Raw genomic sequence first — 17908 nt, 5'->3', positions numbered from 1 at the left:
TGCTTGCTCGTCGCGACGAGCCAAACGAACAATGAAGAGTATCGGAGCTTTCAGCATAGCGACGGCCGTTCTTAAGGCCGGGAAAGCGGGAATTCTCGACGCGCATTTGGCGGGAAAAAGGAAGCCGCAGGAGGCTTAGCTTGCGCCGCGAAGCGGAAGCCGGGACCGACTTCCTCCGGCAAAGACGCACCGCCTGGTTCTCAACGGCCTGAAGCTGACGTTTCACTTTTCATGATGTAGTGCGCGATCTGAAAAACCTTCTCGATAGCGTCGGCCAGATCGAGAGAGGCTTGCCGTACATCTGAGGGTGTTGAGGGGTCCGCTGCCAACGCACGAAAACCCTGCCGGAGCTCTTCGCAGGGATCAGCAATGTCATGCACCTTCGCCAATAGTTGCTGTCTTGAAGTCATCGTTCATCCGTCCGGTCTCTTGCTGAGTGTTCTAAAGCATATTGTACGGGATATTAAGGGTTGCCTGATGCAATACGGGGATGACCAGACGCCCGCGCTCGCCAACGCAGCCGCTCCGTACAGAAGAGAATGCGCCGCTGCAAAGCGGGCGCGTGCGACGCCGCGACCCTAGCCAGCCGCAGTTGCTGTTCGATCCCATGCCCGTGCGGATCGAACCATGCCTTGCCAGTCTCGTCGCGCGCCCGCCAATCGGGCCGGAATGGTCATGGGATATCAAGTGGGACGGATACAGGATCGCGGTCCACCGCGAACCCGACCGGGTGCGCATTATCACGCGCGGAGGCCATGACTGGACTCACCGCTTTCCGGGTATCGAGGCGGCCGCGCTTGCGACCGGACCGGCGACGTTCATCCTCGACGGCGAGGCCGTCATGCTGGACGAACAGGGGCGCTCAGATTTCGGACTTTTGCAAAGCTCGCTCGGCGGGCGAGGCAGCACCGCGACCGCGGGGCCTGCCATCATGTACGCATTCGACATCCTGTATCTCGATGGTCACGATCTGACGGGCGTCGAGTATGCGAGTCGACGACATCTTCTCGATGACCTGCTGGAAGGCGAGGTCGGCGGCATTCGCCTATCGGAAGAGTTTCACGCTGATCCCGCTTTCCTGCTCAAGCAAGCTTGCCAACTTGGCCTGGAAGGCATTATCGCCAAGCACCGGGACAGGCCGTATCGATCCGGTCGAACGGGCGACTGGATCAAGGTAAAGTGCATCCAGCGTGAAAGCTTCGCGATCATCGGATATGAGCCGTCATCTTCGGCTCCTGACGGCTTCTCCAGTCTCCTTTTGGGCGCAAGAGCAGGGACGGACTTTGTTTATGTCGGTAGCGTTGGAACCGGCTTCAAATCGGCTCAAATGCGAGATCTGCGATCGCAGCTCGACAAGCTGAGGGTGAAGAAAACAGCGTCTGGACTTAAGAAGGGCGCGGTTTCGACCAGGCCGACGCTCGTTGCTGAGATCGATTTTCGAGGATGGACGAATGACGGGAAACTTCGTCATTCGTCATTCAAAGGCATTCGTGACGACGCGGACGCCGGCGACATCTACTCAATTCCCAGTGAGGAAGACGATCCGAGCTTGTGAGCGCGAATGCGGAATGATGTTATCGGCTGTCCCGACATGATGTCGCGGCTCTCCTCCGGCCATGGTGCATTACCCCAACTCGCGTCATGGCCGGACCCTCTTATAGCTTGGCAAGGTATGAAGGCGCCGGTGGAAGAACGCCGGGCTCGACGTTCACCCAGGTGGGAGCGATCGGGATGACGCGACCATCCTGCAGGGTCCGCGTATGACCGCGCCGCCAATGGGCCGGGACGCTGTAGCTGCCTTCGCCGCGCTTGCTGTTGGCGTATCGCCCACTCGCCCTGACGTCGATAACGATCGTCCCGCCGATGGGCTCGCGACCTTTCCGGATACGGTGCTTGTTGAGTTTTGAGGGTGCAGGCTCTTCCCGCCGAATGGCTTGAGGTGTCGCGAGTGCGCCTATGAGCGCGGCTGTCACTTCAAATCCGATATCGCTCAAGCCAGCTGTTGAATCGTTTTCAGCGCCGCTAATGAGAATATGCCTGTGATCTCCCATAGCCTTGTGCCCGACCATATTCAGAAACACTAGACCGTCGTGCTTTTTCGTCTCGAACATGGACCGGACGGAGAGGGAGACGATGTCACCCTTATCCGACAGGTTCCTTTCGCACAGAACGCCCATTTGCAGCGTGATGTCATTGAGCTGATGCTCGAAAGATATCCAGAACTTGTCGTATGGGATGGGCGCGATACGCGCATCCCAAAGCTGGTTCGAGAAATCGATAAAAGTTTGCAGGGTGTCGTCGGCTTCATCGGGATTGCGGAAGCTGAAGGTGAACTCGGCAATGGCACGGGCGTGGGCCTGGACGTGGAGGGCAAGCTCTTGAGGAGCGCCTTCCGGCCACGGTTCCATGGAGCGGAAGTGTCCTGCCTTCAAATGCTCGAGTGCGCGGTAAAGTCTCATGCCTGACCTTAAAACTGCCTATACTTATTTAGGGTCTAGCAATCTAATTGGTTGTCACATTTACGCAAGCGACGAGGACGACAAGGCAGCGCCTGTGGATTTTGGCCCGATTTTGATATTGCGGCCCTCTCATGAAAGCGGGTCTGAGTGAGAGGCGATATGATCGGTGCGCCTCCTGAATTTGGAAACAGGGAGGCAGGGCCGTCGCCTCGACCTTCGAAATAGAGGCGGCGGCTTCTATCCACGCGTCGTCGGAATCTAGGTTCGCTTTCGAATGCCTGATAGCAGCTGCTCAAGCTCGCTATTGGCTCCAGCAGCTAGAACGAGGTTATCGGCCACTTCAATGATAGCGCTGAGGACTTCGACATCTGACCAGCCTTGGTGGACGGCATTCTCCACCAGGTCCTGTAAAGGCCGCTCAACGGACATTTGACATAGGATGTGTCGGTTTTCGTCGCTGCCCGTGGCAGGTCGGCCGGGAAATATGGTCATGCAATAGAGGTAGGTGCTGTCGCCCTCAAACGTAGCATCGGTACGGTATCGGACCGAACACATCGGGAGCGCGATGGAAAGCCGCGCCCCGAAGGGCGCGGCTTTGCCTCATTGAGGCTTGTTGGCGTTTCCGGCCTTGCCATCGAGCTCCACCTGATAGGTGAACTCGACCTTGGCGAGGAGTGGAAGCATGATGGCGATGGAGAACTTCAGTTGGCCCTTATGGGCCAACTTCGCGATTTGCCGGTTGATGAACTGGCGAAGGCGGCGGCCGGTTTTCTGGCAGAAGGTTACGAGCGTTTTCATGAGGTGATCCTCTTTGGTGGTTGTGCGTAATCGCGAAGCTCGAATACGGCTGGAACCGCCGAGTGCATCGCGGAGCGATCGCAACGGAGCGAAGCGGAGAGGAGAACCCCTTGGGGTTGCACGCAAAGGCGGGGCCAGCCGTATCGTGCGCAGCATTAGATTACGTACAGCCACCAAGGAGAGACCGGTAAACGCGGCCTTCGTTGCCCCGGCCGTCGTCTTTGCCTTCAACCGGCAAATCGCGATCCGACCGCAAGGGCGGATCTCTATCGCCGTCATGCTGCAACGGGGTGGGCACATATCAGGACGTCTCCGGCCGGAAACGCCAACAAGCCTCAATGAGCCGACCCGCTTGCGGGGCGTCATCGTGCGGGGGAAGGGGAGTTTGAGGGGAGGGGCCGAAGGGGGCTCCCCTCATTGCACCCGCTGGCCGCTCAACGCGGTCAGCGAGCGCGCGCTTGAGGCATGACGGTGGAACCGATCAGCGCGACAGGAATCTGCTCAAGCTCAGGCCAGCCAGCAGGATGTAAGGTGGAATACCGAGTGAATAATGCCCGCAGTTCAGTTCCAGGATGTCGGGCGAAGCGCCGACACTCTCGAGCCTCTGCATAAATAGGGCTGAGAGCTCGGGCAAAACGACTGTGTCTCGTTTCGCGAGGACGATGTGAAGCCTCAAGTCCGGTCGCGCTAGGTTTTGCGCGTAGTTCTCCAGATTGAGCGGTCCCCACGCTCTTCTGAGATCGTTCAGCTCGATATGGGGCGCAAGGCTCTCGTGAATGGATCGTGTCGCGCGTCCTGTCCAAACCATTTCCGCAAGGCTACCGGCTGTCAGAAACAGCGAGGCTTTCGACACGGCGGGCTCGTGCGCCGCGATCAATCCTGCGACCCAAGAGCCCAGGCTCATGCCGAGAACCGAAATCTCGCGATAGCCTTCGCTTTTCAGCCAGCCAATGACTTTCCGGCCGTCGCAAACCGCTTGCCTCATGGATTGGAGCGTTCGCCCGAGATTGGCACTGAGGATGTAGTCGGCATACAGCGAGCCGGGACGGCTGCGCTCGAAATGATAGGGCATCGCGATCTCGATCACGGTGATGCCGCGCCTCGAAAACAATGTCGCGATTTGGGCATTGCGGGCGTCAGCATTCCAGTGGTGGAAGATCACCAATGCCTTTTTGCTGGACGCGCTTTCCGTGATTTTAGCCCACACGATATTGTTCTCGTCAACGTCCGTCGCGATGTCGGACGGGAACTTGAGCCATCCGTCTGTTCGGTCAAAGCCGTCAACGCCCCCACTCGGTCGCTCGAAGAAACTCGGATCGGAAGCGGCCTTGTCTGCAAGCAGACAAAATTCTTCCAAAGACGCGGTATTCTGTGCGCCGGCAAAGGCGCGATCGGCGTCGATCACGAAAGGCGTTGTCTTTTTGACCTGGTCACCGCGCTGCGCGCGCTGCTCGTCCCAACCATCAAGCCAGCTATGAAACACGTTGATCGCTTTCTATCTCGTCTGCGCGCCACCGCCCAAACTCCGGATCGAAGAGGGCGTATGTCGCAAGCACAGTTGCGATACCAAGTAGGATCGAGAAGCCGTCGAAGGCATCGATAAGCATGTAGGTTGCGAAGAGCAACGCGACGACCGCTGACATCCGCCATAGCGGCATGTGGAAGCGTCTTGCAAACCGAACGGACCCGAACAGGAAGCCTACACAGGACGAGATCGCCACCAACAGACTGCTGAAATGCGTTGGCATTCTGTAGTGGAAGCCATTTCGGCCATTGGCATAGCCGTCAATGACAACCGAGCTATCGTTCACGAGCCACGTCACGATGTCCTTGCCGTTCGAGGCCAGGTAGGCGCTTTGCAGCTTCATGCAGATGGCGACCAGAATGCCAACCGTGGTGCACCGGAATACTCCCTCCATCACTCTCAGGGCAATCGCCCCGGCTTCCCGCTGAAACTCGTCAGGCCGGAGCTGTGTGGCACTTTCGATCGTCCAAAGGTCATGGAGGATCGTGTGGAGCAAGATCAGCCCGGCGAACAGCAGATAGAAGCAGAGGCACATGTAGAGATATGCAAGGCCGGTGAACACGACCGACATTGGGACCGAGACCACCTCGGGCCGAATAAGCGCCAACGTCCCCCAACTTATCGCGTAGTCGCCACCGCCCTTTAGCAGCGGTATCAGATCCACTGCGATCCACTGGATGATACCCGCAAAGGGAATGCAGATGACGAAAACGGCCCAATAGGAGTAGGAATAGGCCTTCAGGTGACGTTCCCAATCGCGGCTGCTCTGGATCCTGTCACCATGGCCTGCCAGCACCATCCGGCCATTATTTTTCCAGTAAACCAGAAGCTCCGTTACCAACACGAAAAACACGGGCAGGAGAACCATGAAAAGGAAGGTCCAGTTGGGTGCCCAAAGGAACCCGACCTGCTTAACAATGCCATCGGCCCGGGTGTAGATCGCGCTGTGTATGCCCAGGATATAGGCTAAAAACCCGAGAGCCGACGCGCCGGCGAAGACCGAAGCGGGCAGATTCAGGGGCGAGCCGCGCGTGAAGACCGCTTCCGACATTCGGCCGAGACTGAAGCGCGGCTTTTCGGTCTGCGCATCGCCTTGGGCCGCATAGACGATTTCCACGGCCTCGAGCTCGGCTAGAGGAACATCAGGAATGCGACTGAGACGGCTGTCTGCTTTCTTGGAACCCCGCCTCTTGGCGACCAATCGGGATTGAGCCGCGCTGAGCTCCATTTGCCATTCGCTCGTCGCTTGCTTATCAGCGCATCCAAAAACCCTCGCAAGCCAGCGAATGTTGGCCGCGCTCACACCCTTGTCGTTCTCCTGAAACCAGAGTTGTACCGTTCGCAAATCGACGCCGACATGATTGGAATCTATCTGCGAAATCGCTTCGGCCAGAAGCTCCGGCGTCCACGGACCCGATGGAAAGCCGTCGCTGTCCAGGGGGCGTCCAGCCCCCGCAGCGACAAGGTCCTTGAACAGTTCCTTGAAATCCCGACCATCCTTAGGGGGCGCGATGAAAAACTTTCCGTTCTTCTCCAAAGGCTTACCGGCGTTGATTTCGTTTCGTTTCGTGGAACTTCGTAGTGTATCGTGCCTTCATCCGCAAGCAGTGGTCTACGCTAGCACGCTCATAGATCAGTGAGTTGTTTAGCCATGATAGATTTGTCGTCATCCGATCCACGCTTATCCCGTCATCGCACACACAAGGCGCTCGTGGGCAAGGACACCCTTGAGACTTGCCTTGAGGAGCTGATTGATCAGCACATCGTCACGCTCCATGCGAGGGCAGAGGCCGCTCAATTTGACGCCGCTCTGGTGAGGCAAGAAGCGGAAGCCCGACAAGCGATCCTCCATTACAGGCCGCAGGGTGAGAGCGAGGTGAATGAGAAGCTGACCTATATCGCAGCTTATATTCTTAAAACCGGCAATGTTCTGACGCCCCAGGAAATGGATCTGCTCCTCGGATCTCCGCGCCGGATGTAAGCGATCCGGCCGTCATGCCTGACCTCACTCGATCACGTCCAACACTTCGTGATCGATGACAGCAGCCTCAAAGCCCGAATTAAAAAGAAGCAGCAAATTTTCTCTATTCATGGGCGCGAGGACAAGCTTCTCGATCTGTACAGGCGTCCACTCAGTATCGCCCTGACGCACAATATCTTCTCGTAGCTTCAGGGCGTCCTCCTTCGCAGCTTCGTATGTGTCGAAGATATCAAAGCCGGCATCGTCATCTTTCCAGCGTCGATCGCCTTCGGCCCATCGGCATGGAGAATATGTGTAGAAAATCTGTGATACATCTTCGGACATGACTTCCTCGCGCGTTGCTGTTGACCGTCACCAGCCGAGATCGGTTTCCGCAAAATCGTTGCCCTTGTAAGCGATCTTCGTGCGGTAGGCTCTGGCGCAAGCATAGGTAAAGCAATCGCCCATATTCAGTTTCGCGGGGTGATTGACGATCTTGCCGAACTGCTGAGCAGCGTCGAGCGCTTTCGTCCCGACATCACCAGAGATCATGGCCTCCTTGGCCTCAAGGTCCGCAAAGAATTGATCGACCATCCTTCGCGCGGTAGCGAGCATATCAGGGGTCGCAGGCCGGTCCCGGCCTGTCGCCTCGGCCATGCGCCGCGTCAGCGAAAGCGAGGCTTCCATGCGAACCACCGCCGACATGTAAAAAGGGCCGTCATGCTGTTCAAGCCGCTGCATTAGCTCGCCGGCGTCGTCTTCGCCGGCAAGGATCGCGACGGCCACGGAAGCGTCAACGAACAGCATCAGTCTTCGCCCCACATTTCATCAGTTTCGCGTTTGTGATCCCCCGGCGCAAAGGGACCGGCCTCCCGCGCCATCGCGAGGGACTTAGCCAGGCGCTCGCGCATGGGCAAGCTGCCCTTGCGGCTGGCGATCTCGCGCCTAAGCGCTGTCTTAACGGCATCAACCTTGGATGTTTTGGTCAAGCGGATCAGCTCTTCGGTGAGAGTATCGACTTCCGGATCCTTGATGTACAGCGGCATGATACATATCCTTTCGAGGATATTATAATATCCTCAATTGCATATGCTTGCAACTGTTCCGAGATCTTTTCGGGGAAATCGTCGCATTGCCCGTTAAGTCGCCTTGCAGGGTCTCAGCGGCACAACTTTAAGAACGTCTTGAACTACATCGTAATTAAGCACGGACTCCCGCACAAGCGGGGTCGTGCAGGCATCTGAAAGGTTCATGACATGATGTCACTCCCGGCCATCATCGGGATTTCGGCAGGCGCGGCGGGCGTTGTTGCGTTCAGCCGCAAGAAGCAGCCGCAAAGCCTCGTCAAAAAGATCGGCGTCTTTTTTCTCGCTTTCATCGGCACGATCGTCGTCATGCTGGCGGTCAATTTTGCTCTCTTCTACGCAGCCCAGACCTGACAAGACCGGGTGGGAGGGGAGCCCGAGGGGAGGGGCAAGGGCTCCCCTCGTTCGGACCTGGGCCGCTCGATGCGGCACGGGTCCGACCTGCGCAAATGGATATGGGGCCAGTCTGGTAAAACCGGCCCAAAAACATCAGCTTCGATCGCTCGGTTAGCGAACGATCCCAAGTCGCTCGCCGATGCTCGGCGGCCTCGGCGTCCCGCCTTCCTTGGTTAGGGCTATGATGACCTCATGGGTCAGCCCGTGAACTTCATAACCCTCTGAGCGGGCCGCATCGATGATCGATTCAAGGCTCGGATACTCCTCAAGAAAGCCGCCAAGCCATAACGCGCAAGCGTCCGTCGCCTCGTCGGGGAACGCCTGCAGAAAGAACGTGCGCAACGGCGGGTCAAAACCGATTATGGCGCTTTCATCGGTCTGAAGGTCTGATTTTACGGTGATAGGATATCGGCTCAATGTCGGTCCTCCTGATGAAAGGGCCGCGCGATCGGCGCGGCCAAGGGTTATTTGAACAGCGGCATTGTCCGCTTGTTTTTCAACTCGGCGCGGTTGGCGTCAAAACGGTAGCCGTCCCAATCCTTCCATGGTTCCCAGCCTGTCGCGGTTGCGCGCCCATACCAGACGCGCAACCGGACCTTACCGCCTTGCAGTTCTCCGACGATCTCGACGGTATGGCTCCCGCCAAGGCCGGACGGAATATCGAACACCTCGACGCTGCGGCGGGTTGCCTGCTTTGGGGCAGGCTTTCCCCCGCATTCGTCGCAAAGGTCTTCCCCCCGTGCGCCTTTCTCGCTTTCCCAGAAGCTGCCACCACAGCGTTTGCAAACAGAGTGCGTCATGGTAGCCCCTAGAACCGGAAGTGGGCGTAAAGCCCCTGATTGGCTCGGTGACTGGCAAGCGCGTAGGCACATGCCTGAGCTACATAATCCGCGTACTGGCCTAGCGGCCAACCTTCCGAACGGGCGACGATATCGGCGGTTAGGTCCTCGTCGCTTGTGCCAACGTGCATGTTCCCGACGATCCAGCGGAGCTGACCAACGGGAATACGTGGGTCACGTGGCACCGGCAGAACGGAAATCAGTCCGTTTCGAAGGCTCGCGCCTTCGCCAGCTGCCTTTCCCTCCTCCTCGGTTGGGAAATAGGCTTTGACCAGATCGCGGCGCTGCGCGTGGGCGGCACACATGAACGCGTGCCGCTTGTCTTCGGTCGTATAGAGGCCCCAATCGGCGGCATTGCCGCCGAACATCGGGTCGCCCTTACCGCAAAATTCCATGACGGTAAAAATCTGCTCGGTCATGTCATCAATCCTCGATGTGTTGGGAGGATCAAGCGGCGCTAGCGCCGCTGATCTTGCTCAAGACGGTTTTGACGGCATAGCGTCCTGCCTCGTTAAGGTGACGCTGCCACGCGCCTTGCGAGGGCGACCAACGGAAGCCATGGGATTTGAGGATGCGGCGGGCTTCCTCGTCGGGCTTGCCGGGAAAAATCATCTGGATGCGGGCTATTTCGGTATTTTCCTTCACTTCCACGGCTCCCGCTTCCGTCTCGACTTCCTCCGACCTGTCGCCGCGCTTCTTCATCGCCGCGAGGCGCGCTAGGCGCTGCTGCATGCGGCGAAGCTCGGCGCGGGTGTTGGTGGTGCAAAAGCCGCGTCGGCTCTGCCACGGCGCAATTGTGATGCCCCGTGCCGCCTGTTCTTCCTGCAAGCCCGTCTCCGACACCACGCGAGCCAATATGTCGGCTTCGCTGGCGTGGTCCTTTTCCATCCGGCGAATAATCGCGTTGGCGCGTTTCATCCTGTCGATGGACAAGGCCAGGTCCTCGATGCGTGATGCGATCCGCTGCAACGCTTCGGGATCGCCGGAGCGGATCGGCTCGCCGTCCGCCCCGTGCGGGTACGCCTTGCGCCTGATCGCCTTTCGGGCATTTTCGGCATGGGCTGCGATGTCAGCGCGGCGGGCATCGGAAACCCGCATGCGCTTTTCGTTGCGAGCAACGGGAAAGCGGGCGGGACCGGTTATCATCCAATTGGCGCAACGGCTTTCCGCTGCCCAATATTTGCGGGTGACGTCAATGTGCCGTTGCGCAAAAGCCTCGATTTCGGGACCGGGAATAGGGGTCGCGGCCTCCGTCCAAAGGTCCATGGCATAGTTGGCAAAATCGTTCAGCCGCTCGGCCAAACCTTCTAGCTCCCGGTCTGCGCGACGCTCGGGCGAGTGGGTGAGCCAGCTGAAATTATGCTCGATGTCCTTCGCCGCGATCTTGGCGGCGAAGGTGTCTGCTACGATTTCTAAAACGCGGTCGGCGGCTTCCCGCTCGAAGAATGCAACGGTGATGCTCATTTCTTCACTCCCGCCATGACGGTTGGCATGGTGCGAGTGATCCGCGTTTGCAGGCCGGTCAGAAAACCGGCAAGGATAACCCCCTTCATGGTCGTCTCATCGATTGACGCAAAAACTGGATCAAGCACCGGTTTGCACACGGTGAACCGTTTGGCGGCGTCTTCGATGGTCATTTGGAGAGGCGTGAAGTGTTCGCCGTTTTGTGCACCGACAAGGACAATTTTCCCGGCCAATGGCTGCGGGTATCCATCTGCGATGGTGAAGGATGTTAGTCCGTCCTGTAACCCGTCCTCATCGATGACGAGCACATGGTGGCTATCGAACGGCACCACCTGAACCAGCTCGCATCCAATCAAGGTGTAGGTTTGAGCAAAGGCGCTGCGCGCGTCGATCTCGACGGTTTGAATGGTCCCGGCCTCCGGGTCCAACAGGTAAACGGTTGCTGTTTTGGTCATGTCTAGCCCTTCCATTTCCGCGAAGCGGTCTTCTCATGCCCCTCGTGGGCAGGAGCCCCGCTCCTGCTCCCGAGTTCGCGCGGAGCAGCGGGAGAGAGGGTGGCAAGGGAATAAAACGGAGGGGGTTCGCCCGCCCGGAGGCGAAGACGAAGGGTCGGCGCGTGAGCGCTGATCCTGCACGGAGCGCAAAGCGCGAAGGAAGGACGGGGATACCGTTTTTTCGCTTGCGAGGGAGAGAGGGCAGCGCTCCTCTTTCCCTCATCCAACAAGCAGGACACCGAAGGTGTCACCGTCAATCTCCCCACCCCGAAGCACTCTTCAGGAGGACATCTCAATGACTGAGGCGATGATAGCGAATATGGCAACCAGTGGGATGACGCCGCCAGGTATAGCGGCCAGATTGATCCATAATTTGTTATAGCTCTCGCGTTTCTCGAAAGCGCGCAGTTGTTCGTAGGTATCGAATTCCAGAACGCCAGCTGAATTGGTGTGCTCGAACCGCTCCTTGCGAATGGCATGAAAGGTGCGGTTTGCTCTCAATACGAGCCATACGTAGCCGGTCAAAACGATGACTGCTGGAATGAAAATATCCAAGACGATGATACCCCAGAAATAAAAGGGGCCGCCCTGTTTCGAGGCAGAGCGGCCCCCTGCCGGCATGGCAGAACGGGCTAGTGTCCTGTCACAACCTGACCTCGGTTTGATGCAATATGGTATCTTGCGATCAAACTGTAAATGCCCAGTGAATAGCCCAATATGGCGCAAAGCATTATTTGTTTCGCGGCGGATGCCGCGCTGCGCAAGCGATCGTTACCCGCAGGGCGGAGACGCTTTTCCAGCGGCTCCGTGCCAAAGGCATAGAGCGCGGTCGCGTAGCGATGCGCCAATTTTAATCTGGAACCTTTGTTTCGGGGTTCCTATCATGTAGCCAATTCGGTAACAAAGAATCATACCTAGAAATTACAGCGCGGTAAAACCATGGCAGGTCCAACGATAGAAAACTGGGTTGAACAACTCGGCCTACAACTGGTCCAGGATCCTGATCTTGAAAAGCCGGTCTATCGGAAGCCCTACCACGGCAAAGTCCATCTGAACGCGGAACTGGACGACAAAATCAGCACCAGCATTCGGGAGGCCCGCGATAAACGGTCTTTGTCACGCTCCAAAATCGCTCCCCTGCTTGGCTTAAGTAACGCGGTCTATCACCGGTACGAAACGAGTGTTTCCCGCCTGACTGTTTCCCGGCTTATTCATCTCTGCGAAGTTCTGGACGCTACACCAGAAGAAATCCTTGCCCCTGCCGCTCCGCATCTATGGGGCGAAAATCAGGAACATTCCCGGCTCCTGCAAAACACGATCTCGGAAATCCGACAGCTCGACACGGAAGCTCTCGAACGGATCTTCAAGCTGGTTGCCTCGATGGAGAAAAAACCGACACCCACGGCGGGCCGCTGAGATAGGGGCGCGGCGCAAGCCGCGCCTCTATTTCGGTCTCATTGGGTTGGCGTTGGATGGGGGCCGCGAGCGCAGCGGCGAAGGTTGAGCAACACTTGGCAGTCATCGCACAGACCATAAAAGGGAAAGCCGCCGCAGGCGTCCGTAGGGCAGGGCTGCATGCAGCCCTATGACATAATGATCCTTGCGGCCGCGCTCGCGCTTGCGGCCGCTCTGCTGTTGCGACGGCTGCTCCGGCCGAAGGCCAAGGAGCGACGTCACCGCCGCAAGCAGGACCAGGCCCGCCGCGTTCTGGCAAAGATCAACACCATTCCACTGATGCCGCAACGCCTAGCATACCTTCGCAAGATCGATCCCCTGACATTCGAGGAACTGTTGCTCGAGGCTTTTGAACGGCGAGGCCATGCCGTTCAGCGCAACGCGTCCTACAGCGGTGATGGCGGGTTGGACGGCTCCGTGGTGATCGCGGGAGAGACGTACCTGTTACAGGCAAAGCGCTACGGCAAACACATCAACCGCGCCCATGTGGTGGCCTTCAGCGCTGTCCTTGCTGCAAGGAACTGCAGCGGGATCTTTATCCATACCGGGCGCACTGGCGCCGGCGCAAAGGATATTGCGGCCGCGGACCCGAACCTGACGATCGTCAGTGGTCAACGGTTGCTCGATTTTCTCAACACGGGCGACATCGAACGATCGAATGGCCTGCACGGCAGGAACTGAAGGTGACGAGTAACAACTCACCGACAGACGAAGATGCACAGATCGGGGCGCGTATCCGCAAGCGACGCAAGGCGCTCGGCGTGACGCGCGAAGACTTGGCGGCCGCCGCTGGTGTGGGCACGTCACAAATCAGCAAATATGAGCTTGGCACGAACCGCGTGCCATCCGACAGGATCTTGCGGTTTGCGGATGTCCTTAAGGTCAATGTGACCTACTTTTTCGCCGATTACGTCAACGTCGAGGAAGTTGAGCGGGTCATCGCGTTTGTCGGCTCTCCAGAGGGCATCGAACTGAACCGGGCGTTCGGGCGGATCGCTGACCCGGCCAAACGCGCGACGGTCGCAGCTCTCGTCGCCGCTATCGCAGAATAGTCGAACCTGGGTGCCATTGCTTGAAAGGACGCTCCGTATATAAGGCGACGATATGAACATGCTTGAGGCCTTTATCCCCCCCGAAAACATCCCTTCTGTGCTGACGAGCGGCGCAGGCGCGCTCGTCGCGATATTCATTGTGATGTTTGTCGTCAGAAAGATCGTCGGAATGGTCGTGATAACGGCCCTGATCATCGGCGGCTGGATGGTCTGGAACGACCCGACAGTGCTGCAATCAGTCCGGGACACGGTCAGTAGCTATATCGATGAATGGCGTCATGTCCCATCCGAAGAGGATCGGCCTCGTTGGTGAGCCTTGTTGCGCTACCGTACAGAACGCACCGCATTCTCTCTCATTAGGCGAGCTTAAAATAATCATCGCGTAATCCTCTATATTGCCTTTTGCTGCCGTTTATGTTCCCTATCTGTTCCTTTCGCTCGTGTTTCGTGAAAGGTACTTTAGAATGCTTGTCGGCCTGAAAATTCAAGCGGAGGTTTACGTTCCGCTGATGCTGCACGGGCTTTGTGCCGGCTTCCCCTCTCCTGCAGATGACTACATTGACGAATCCATCGACCTGACGCGGCTGCTGATCCGCAACCCGCCCGCCACTTTCCTCTGGAAGGTTGACGGCAATTCCATGCGGGACGCTGGCATATTCCACGGCGACCTGATCGTTGTGGACAGGAGCGTGACCGCCGTCGATGGCGACATTGTCGTGGCAACGGTCCACGGCGAACGCTCATTGAAGCGTCTGCGCATGAACGGCAATCGACCGCGGCTGCTGTTTGAGAATAGCGACATGCCGCTATTCGACCTGCCCGAGATCGCGGAAGTCGAGATCTGGGGCGTCGCCATGTGCAACGTCCACTGGCTCAGACCAAGGAAGCGGACATGACTTCCTTTGCGCTGATCGATGGAAATTCGTTCTACTGCTCCTGCGAGCGGGTTTTCGACCCCTCCATTGAAAAGCGACCAGTCATTGTGCTTTCGAATAATGACGGCTGCGCCGTTGCCAGAACGGCCGAAGCAAAAGCTCTTGGCATCGGGATGGGGGAACCCTTCTACAAGATCCGGGACCTCTGTCGCACCAACAACGTCGCTGTGTATTCCAGCAATTACACGCTCTACGGCGACATGAGCGCACGCCTGAACGCGATCTACCGGCAATGGTCACCTGATGTCGAAGTCTATTCGATTGATGAAAGCTTTCTCGATATGACCGACATTAGGCCGACTGACCGGCAAGCGTTCGGCCGCGATCTGCGATCGACCGTCCAGCGCTGGACCGGGATTCCGACATGCGTCGGCATTGGCCCCACTAAGACGCTCGCCAAATTCGCCAATCACGTTGCGAAGAAAAACCCTGAACTGGGTGGAGTCTGCGACCTTACAGACGCGACTTTGCGGCAAGGCTGGCTCGACCGGATCGAGGTTGGCGAGGTGTGGGGCGTGGGTGCCGCCTCGGAACGCAAGCTGTTTGGCCTCGGCGTAGAAACGGCGGGCGACCTGGCGCGCATGGATGCGCGTCTGGCCCGCAAGCTTCTGAGTGTTGTCGGGGAACGGACAGTGCTGGAATTGCAGGGCCTGTCGTGCTTGCCGCTCGAAGACGTGCCCCCGCAACGCAAGGGCTGCGCTGTGACGCGTTCGTTCGGAACGCCGGTCACGGATCTTGCAGGCATGCTGGAAGCTGTTGCGGCCTATGCGACGAGGGCAGGCGAGAAGCTGCGCCGCTACGGCCTTGAGGCCACCCATATGGCAGTATTCATGCACACGTCGCGCTTTAACGAGAAGGATCAACCCTACTCCGCACAAACGACCGTGCATTTGCCTGAAGCGTCAAACGACACGTTCGATCTGATCCGCATGGCGCAAAGCGGCGCGCGCAAGATTTTCAGGGACGGCTATCGCTACGCGAAAGCCGGCATCATTATGAATGATCTTGTGCTTGCGCGATCGCAACAGCGCCCGCTCTTTGACGCTCGCGATCGCGAACAGTCCGACCGGCTGATGACGGCCCTTGATGCGGTCAACGCGAAGTTTGGCCGAGGAGCTCTCATTCCCGCCTCGGCTGGCATCAAGCGGGAGTGGCAAACGAAGTTTGATCGCCGGTCTCCCCGTTACACCACCAACATCAAGGAGCTGCCCGTAGCGATGGCAAGATAGATCATGACCAGGAACGTTAGCCCCGAGATTTTCGCTGAGCTTCAGGAGCGGATAGACCAGATTGCAGGCGGAGCAGCCAAACAGCGACCGCGTTTGCCGTTCGGTGTCGAAGATATCGATAGCCGCATTCCGGGTGGTGGTCTGGCCTACGGCTGCACGCATGAAATTGCAGGGGGAGGAAGTGACGCAGTCGCTGGAGCCGTGTCGTCGCTATTTGCGGCCGGTATCGCCGCACGGACGAAAGGCCCTGTCATTTGGTGCCTATCCCGCACTGACTTGTTTGCGCCGAGCCTTCAGCAGGCTGGCCTTGACCTCAATCGTGTCATCTTCGTCGAGTGCACGACCGAAGAGGCGATCTTGGAATGCGCGGAAGAAGCCTTACGCTTTGGGGGCCTTGGGGCGGTGATTGCCGAGACGGTGCGCTTGCCGATGGTTGCTTCCCGCCGCCTTCAGCTAGCGGCGGAACAGTCAGGCACGATGGGCCTGATCGTTCGGCGCTGGCGCCGACAATCTGAGGCGACCGATTATGGGCAGCCGACAGCATCGGTCACGCGCTGGCGCGTGTCCTCGATGCCATCGGAACCGCTTCCGGTTCCAGGCGTCGGGAGACCGCGATGGATGATCGAGCTTATGCGTTCGCGGGCAGGCGAGGCTTTTGATGTCGAGGTGGCGGCATGCGACGCTCAAGGGCGTCTGGCCAGCCTTCGCGAGGAACGTCCGGATGGTTACATCGCCGCACCCATGCGGGATGGTGTTCTAATTCCAGCTACGGTACGGCACCAGATTAGGTAATTTGTTCCCAACCACCGGTTCGGTGGAGATTGTTCGTTCCCCTTACGTAAACTATCGACCGTTTTGCAGCGCAAGATAGGGGACAGCCGAAAGTTGTCATTTTCGGCAGAGTATTTAAAAAGTAACTCAATGACTTGCCTGGGTGTTGGAGACGAGATGCAAAGCAATTACATCGCCAAGGGCGCCTTCATTCTGATGGCAGGGTGGAGCGTTTATTCGCCAGCGTTCGCGGGCGGGCTGGAACGTGGCGGATACAATATCGACCTTCTGTTTGAGAGGTCCCCCTATGCCGCCGAAACGACGGCAACCTACGTCATGCCGCAGCGAAGGTTGAAGAACGCGCAAGACACCATCACCGGACCGGACGGCAACCTCAGCACAACGCCCGGCTATTCCTATTCCAGCACCGCTGACGACAGCGAGAGCTACTGGTCGCCGCGGATCGGCATCAAGGCGGGTATCGGCGAAGCCGCTGACTGCATGTTCGATTATTCGCAGCCCTATGGCGCTCATACCAATCCCGGAGCCCGCTGGGCTGGCGCTAACGACAATATCGAGACGAAGGTCGAAAGCGACAATTACGCAGCCACATGCTCCTACCGTTTCGATGCTGGCCCGGGCCAGCTTCGCCTGATCGGCGGCGCGAATTATCTCCGCATGGATGGCTTCAAGGAAAGGCTGTTGATCGCCCCTGAAGCGCTTGGCTTTGCGTTCAGCGGTGTTGGTCGTCTCGACCTGGAAGGCGACGGTTGGGGCTGGCGTGCCGGCGCTGCTTACGAGATCCCGGAATACGCTTTCCGCGCGAGCCTGATGTATTATAGCCAGGTGAAGCTCGACAAGGTCACCGGTACGGTCGATCTGACGCAGGTCCCGGTTGGGAGTGTCTACGCCGGTACTGTCGTGCCGGTTGAGGGCTCGACGGCTACGCCGGATGCGCTCGAGCTGAAGCTTCAGTCGGGTATTGCGCCGGACTGGCTTGCCTTCGGTTCGGTCAAGTGGACCGACTGGAGCCAGTTGCAGCGCATCCCGTTCTACAACAACGGTGTCGAGATCACGTCTCTCGATCTCGGCTATCGCGATGGCTGGACGATCACCGGCGGTATCGGCCACAAGTTCAACGACCAGTGGAGTGGAGCCCTGAGCGTCACCTGGGACCGCGGCACGTCGCCGGAGTTCGGAACGCAGACCGATACCTGGTTGTTCAGCGCCGGCGTTTCCTATGCGCCGACTGAGCACGTCGAGATTCGTCTCGGCGGCGTACTCGGCATCCTGACGGGTGGCGAGTCGAGCGCGTCGTCCATCGACGGCATCCCGGTAGGCGCCGAAGCCAGCTACGAATACGACAGTGACTTGGTTTCAGCACTTTCTACGTCCTTGAAGGTAAAGTTCTAAAAATCCTTACCAGTCGGCAAGAGCCCGGTTCGA

Annotated in this window: 25 protein-coding genes; 11 read left to right on the top strand and 14 right to left on the bottom strand. The window is 58.3% G+C overall.

Features of this window, described 5'->3' with window-relative positions; genetic code table 11:
- Positions 1-200: 200 nt before the first annotated feature.
- Complete coding sequence (locus I8E17_RS34990) at positions 201-410, bottom strand: hypothetical protein (protein ID WP_219511920.1); 210 nt, start codon at positions 408-410, stop codon at positions 201-203.
- A gap of 80 nt (positions 411-490) precedes the next feature.
- Between I8E17_RS34990 and ligD the strand changes: the two genes are divergently transcribed.
- On the top strand, positions 491-1555 hold the full coding sequence (gene ligD / locus I8E17_RS34985; protein WP_219511922.1) for a non-homologous end-joining DNA ligase: 1065 nt from the start codon (positions 491-493) through the stop codon (positions 1553-1555).
- A 100-nt stretch (positions 1556-1655) separates the two neighbouring features.
- Here the strand turns inward: ligD and I8E17_RS34980 are convergent, their stop codons facing one another.
- From I8E17_RS34980 to I8E17_RS34965, 4 genes are all read right to left on the bottom strand, one after another.
- Positions 1656-2459, bottom strand: a complete 804-nt coding sequence (locus I8E17_RS34980) for a hypothetical protein (RefSeq protein WP_219511924.1) — start codon at positions 2457-2459, stop codon at positions 1656-1658.
- Positions 2460-3059: 600 nt separating this feature from the next.
- Complete coding sequence (locus I8E17_RS34975; RefSeq protein WP_045232508.1) at positions 3060-3257, bottom strand: hypothetical protein; 198 nt, start codon at positions 3255-3257, stop codon at positions 3060-3062.
- 481 nt (positions 3258-3738) lie between these two features.
- On the bottom strand, positions 3739-4740 hold the full coding sequence (locus I8E17_RS34970) for a dienelactone hydrolase-related enzyme (RefSeq protein ID WP_219511927.1): 1002 nt from the start codon (positions 4738-4740) through the stop codon (positions 3739-3741).
- Positions 4730-6319, bottom strand: a complete 1590-nt coding sequence (locus I8E17_RS34965; RefSeq protein WP_219511929.1) for a hypothetical protein — start codon at positions 6317-6319, stop codon at positions 4730-4732. Before I8E17_RS34965 ends, I8E17_RS34970 begins: the two co-directional genes overlap by 11 nt.
- Before the next feature lie 174 nt (positions 6320-6493).
- Here I8E17_RS34965 and I8E17_RS34960 point away from each other — a divergent pair, with 174 nt between their 5' ends.
- Positions 6494-6763: a hypothetical protein gene (locus tag I8E17_RS34960; RefSeq protein ID WP_229002347.1), complete on the top strand. Its 270-nt coding sequence runs from the start codon at positions 6494-6496 to the stop codon at positions 6761-6763.
- Positions 6764-6787: 24 nt separating this feature from the next.
- On the opposite strand, the gene I8E17_RS34955 is transcribed toward I8E17_RS34960, so the two are convergent.
- Genes I8E17_RS34955 through I8E17_RS34945 form a run of 3 tightly spaced genes read right to left on the bottom strand, consistent with a single transcriptional unit; the run spans position 6788 to position 7788 of the window.
- The gene (locus I8E17_RS34955; protein ID WP_174048362.1) at positions 6788-7087 is read right to left on the bottom strand and encodes a hypothetical protein; all 300 of its coding nucleotides are present in this window, start codon (positions 7085-7087) and stop codon (positions 6788-6790) included.
- A gap of 27 nt (positions 7088-7114) precedes the next feature.
- Positions 7115-7549 (bottom strand): type II toxin-antitoxin system VapC family toxin, encoded by a 435-nt coding sequence (locus I8E17_RS34950; protein ID WP_174048363.1) that lies wholly within the window; start codon positions 7547-7549, stop codon positions 7115-7117.
- Complete coding sequence (locus I8E17_RS34945) at positions 7549-7788, bottom strand: type II toxin-antitoxin system VapB family antitoxin (RefSeq protein ID WP_219511933.1); 240 nt, start codon at positions 7786-7788, stop codon at positions 7549-7551. The genes I8E17_RS34950 and I8E17_RS34945 overlap by 1 nt, the downstream gene beginning before the upstream one ends.
- A gap of 210 nt (positions 7789-7998) precedes the next feature.
- Here I8E17_RS34945 and I8E17_RS34940 point away from each other — a divergent pair, with 210 nt between their 5' ends.
- A complete protein-coding gene (locus tag I8E17_RS34940; protein WP_219511935.1) occupies positions 7999-8181 on the top strand; it encodes a hypothetical protein in 183 nt (60 codons plus the stop codon).
- Positions 8182-8334: 153 nt separating this feature from the next.
- On the opposite strand, the gene I8E17_RS34935 is transcribed toward I8E17_RS34940, so the two are convergent.
- The 6 genes from I8E17_RS34935 to I8E17_RS34910 form a co-directional block, all read right to left on the bottom strand.
- Entirely contained in the window at positions 8335-8640 is a 306-nt protein-coding gene (locus I8E17_RS34935) for a hypothetical protein (protein ID WP_219511937.1), read from the bottom strand.
- A 47-nt stretch (positions 8641-8687) separates the two neighbouring features.
- Entirely contained in the window at positions 8688-9023 is a 336-nt protein-coding gene (locus I8E17_RS34930; protein ID WP_219511939.1) for a hypothetical protein, read from the bottom strand.
- Positions 9024-9031: 8 nt separating this feature from the next.
- Complete coding sequence (locus tag I8E17_RS34925) at positions 9032-9481, bottom strand: hypothetical protein (protein ID WP_219511941.1); 450 nt, start codon at positions 9479-9481, stop codon at positions 9032-9034.
- Between the two features lie 28 nt (positions 9482-9509).
- Positions 9510-10526 carry a hypothetical protein gene (locus tag I8E17_RS34920; RefSeq protein ID WP_229002346.1) on the bottom strand — a complete coding sequence of 339 codons (1017 nt, stop codon included), beginning with the start codon at positions 10524-10526 and terminating at the stop codon, positions 9510-9512.
- A complete protein-coding gene (locus tag I8E17_RS34915; protein ID WP_229002345.1) occupies positions 10523-10981 on the bottom strand; it encodes a DUF3846 domain-containing protein in 459 nt (152 codons plus the stop codon). The genes I8E17_RS34920 and I8E17_RS34915 overlap by 4 nt, the downstream gene beginning before the upstream one ends.
- A 318-nt stretch (positions 10982-11299) precedes the next feature.
- Positions 11300-11575 (bottom strand): hypothetical protein, encoded by a 276-nt coding sequence (locus I8E17_RS34910; protein WP_219511943.1) that lies wholly within the window; start codon positions 11573-11575, stop codon positions 11300-11302.
- A 384-nt stretch (positions 11576-11959) separates the two neighbouring features.
- On the opposite strand from I8E17_RS34910, the gene I8E17_RS34905 reads away from it, so the two are divergent.
- The 8 genes from I8E17_RS34905 (at position 11960) to I8E17_RS34870 (ending at position 17875) form a co-directional block, all read left to right on the top strand.
- A complete protein-coding gene (locus I8E17_RS34905) occupies positions 11960-12436 on the top strand; it encodes a helix-turn-helix transcriptional regulator (protein ID WP_174048370.1) in 477 nt (158 codons plus the stop codon).
- Positions 12437-12595: 159 nt separating this feature from the next.
- Positions 12596-13156 carry a restriction endonuclease gene (locus I8E17_RS34900; RefSeq protein WP_219511947.1) on the top strand — a complete coding sequence of 187 codons (561 nt, stop codon included), beginning with the start codon at positions 12596-12598 and terminating at the stop codon, positions 13154-13156.
- A gap of 2 nt (positions 13157-13158) precedes the next feature.
- Positions 13159-13527, top strand: a complete 369-nt coding sequence (locus I8E17_RS34895; protein WP_174048372.1) for a helix-turn-helix transcriptional regulator — start codon at positions 13159-13161, stop codon at positions 13525-13527.
- 52 nt (positions 13528-13579) lie between these two features.
- Complete coding sequence (locus I8E17_RS34890) at positions 13580-13840, top strand: hypothetical protein (protein WP_219511949.1); 261 nt, start codon at positions 13580-13582, stop codon at positions 13838-13840.
- 151 nt (positions 13841-13991) lie between these two features.
- Positions 13992-14423, top strand: coding sequence for a translesion error-prone DNA polymerase V autoproteolytic subunit (gene umuD, locus I8E17_RS34885; RefSeq protein WP_229002353.1), 432 nt, complete (start codon positions 13992-13994; stop codon positions 14421-14423).
- A complete protein-coding gene (locus I8E17_RS34880) occupies positions 14420-15691 on the top strand; it encodes a Y-family DNA polymerase (RefSeq protein ID WP_219511951.1) in 1272 nt (423 codons plus the stop codon). Before umuD ends, I8E17_RS34880 begins: the two co-directional genes overlap by 4 nt.
- A 3-nt stretch (positions 15692-15694) precedes the next feature.
- Positions 15695-16483 carry an ImuA family protein gene (locus I8E17_RS34875; RefSeq protein ID WP_229002352.1) on the top strand — a complete coding sequence of 263 codons (789 nt, stop codon included), beginning with the start codon at positions 15695-15697 and terminating at the stop codon, positions 16481-16483.
- A gap of 156 nt (positions 16484-16639) precedes the next feature.
- Positions 16640-17875 (top strand): OmpP1/FadL family transporter, encoded by a 1236-nt coding sequence (locus I8E17_RS34870; protein WP_219511954.1) that lies wholly within the window; start codon positions 16640-16642, stop codon positions 17873-17875.
- Positions 17876-17908 lie beyond the last annotated feature (33 nt).

This window comes from Rhizobium sp. AB2/73, assembly GCF_020871915.1.
GTDB lineage: Bacteria > Pseudomonadota > Alphaproteobacteria > Rhizobiales > Rhizobiaceae > Rhizobium > Rhizobium dioscoreae.
The sequence above is the reverse complement of the archived record's forward strand: the minus strand, read 5'-3'. Positions and strand labels throughout refer to the sequence as shown.

Bases quoted from the DNA above. Each gene is read 5' to 3' on its own strand.
- I8E17_RS34990 (WP_219511920.1), bottom strand. From the start codon at position 410: ATGACTTCAAGACAGCAACTATTGGCGAAGGTGCATGACATTGCTGAT.
- ligD (WP_219511922.1), top strand. From the start codon at position 491: ATGACCAGACGCCCGCGCTCGCCAACGCAGCCGCTCCGTACAGAAGAG.
- I8E17_RS34980 (WP_219511924.1), bottom strand. From the start codon at position 2,459: ATGAGACTTTACCGCGCACTCGAGCATTTGAAGGCAGGACACTTCCGC.
- I8E17_RS34975 (WP_045232508.1), bottom strand. From the start codon at position 3,257: ATGAAAACGCTCGTAACCTTCTGCCAGAAAACCGGCCGCCGCCTTCGC.
- I8E17_RS34955 (WP_174048362.1), bottom strand. From the start codon at position 7,087: ATGTCCGAAGATGTATCACAGATTTTCTACACATATTCTCCATGCCGA.
- I8E17_RS34950 (WP_174048363.1), bottom strand. From the start codon at position 7,549: ATGCTGTTCGTTGACGCTTCCGTGGCCGTCGCGATCCTTGCCGGCGAA.
- I8E17_RS34945 (WP_219511933.1), bottom strand. From the start codon at position 7,788: ATGCCGCTGTACATCAAGGATCCGGAAGTCGATACTCTCACCGAAGAG.
- I8E17_RS34940 (WP_219511935.1), top strand. From the start codon at position 7,999: ATGATGTCACTCCCGGCCATCATCGGGATTTCGGCAGGCGCGGCGGGC.
- I8E17_RS34930 (WP_219511939.1), bottom strand. From the start codon at position 9,023: ATGACGCACTCTGTTTGCAAACGCTGTGGTGGCAGCTTCTGGGAAAGC.
- I8E17_RS34925 (WP_219511941.1), bottom strand. From the start codon at position 9,481: ATGACCGAGCAGATTTTTACCGTCATGGAATTTTGCGGTAAGGGCGAC.
- I8E17_RS34920 (WP_229002346.1), bottom strand. From the start codon at position 10,526: ATGAGCATCACCGTTGCATTCTTCGAGCGGGAAGCCGCCGACCGCGTT.
- I8E17_RS34915 (WP_229002345.1), bottom strand. From the start codon at position 10,981: ATGACCAAAACAGCAACCGTTTACCTGTTGGACCCGGAGGCCGGGACC.
- I8E17_RS34905 (WP_174048370.1), top strand. From the start codon at position 11,960: ATGGCAGGTCCAACGATAGAAAACTGGGTTGAACAACTCGGCCTACAA.
- I8E17_RS34900 (WP_219511947.1), top strand. From the start codon at position 12,596: ATGCAGCCCTATGACATAATGATCCTTGCGGCCGCGCTCGCGCTTGCG.
- I8E17_RS34890 (WP_219511949.1), top strand. From the start codon at position 13,580: ATGAACATGCTTGAGGCCTTTATCCCCCCCGAAAACATCCCTTCTGTG.
- umuD (WP_229002353.1), top strand. From the start codon at position 13,992: ATGCTTGTCGGCCTGAAAATTCAAGCGGAGGTTTACGTTCCGCTGATG.
- I8E17_RS34880 (WP_219511951.1), top strand. From the start codon at position 14,420: ATGACTTCCTTTGCGCTGATCGATGGAAATTCGTTCTACTGCTCCTGC.
- I8E17_RS34875 (WP_229002352.1), top strand. From the start codon at position 15,695: ATGACCAGGAACGTTAGCCCCGAGATTTTCGCTGAGCTTCAGGAGCGG.
- I8E17_RS34870 (WP_219511954.1), top strand. From the start codon at position 16,640: ATGCAAAGCAATTACATCGCCAAGGGCGCCTTCATTCTGATGGCAGGG.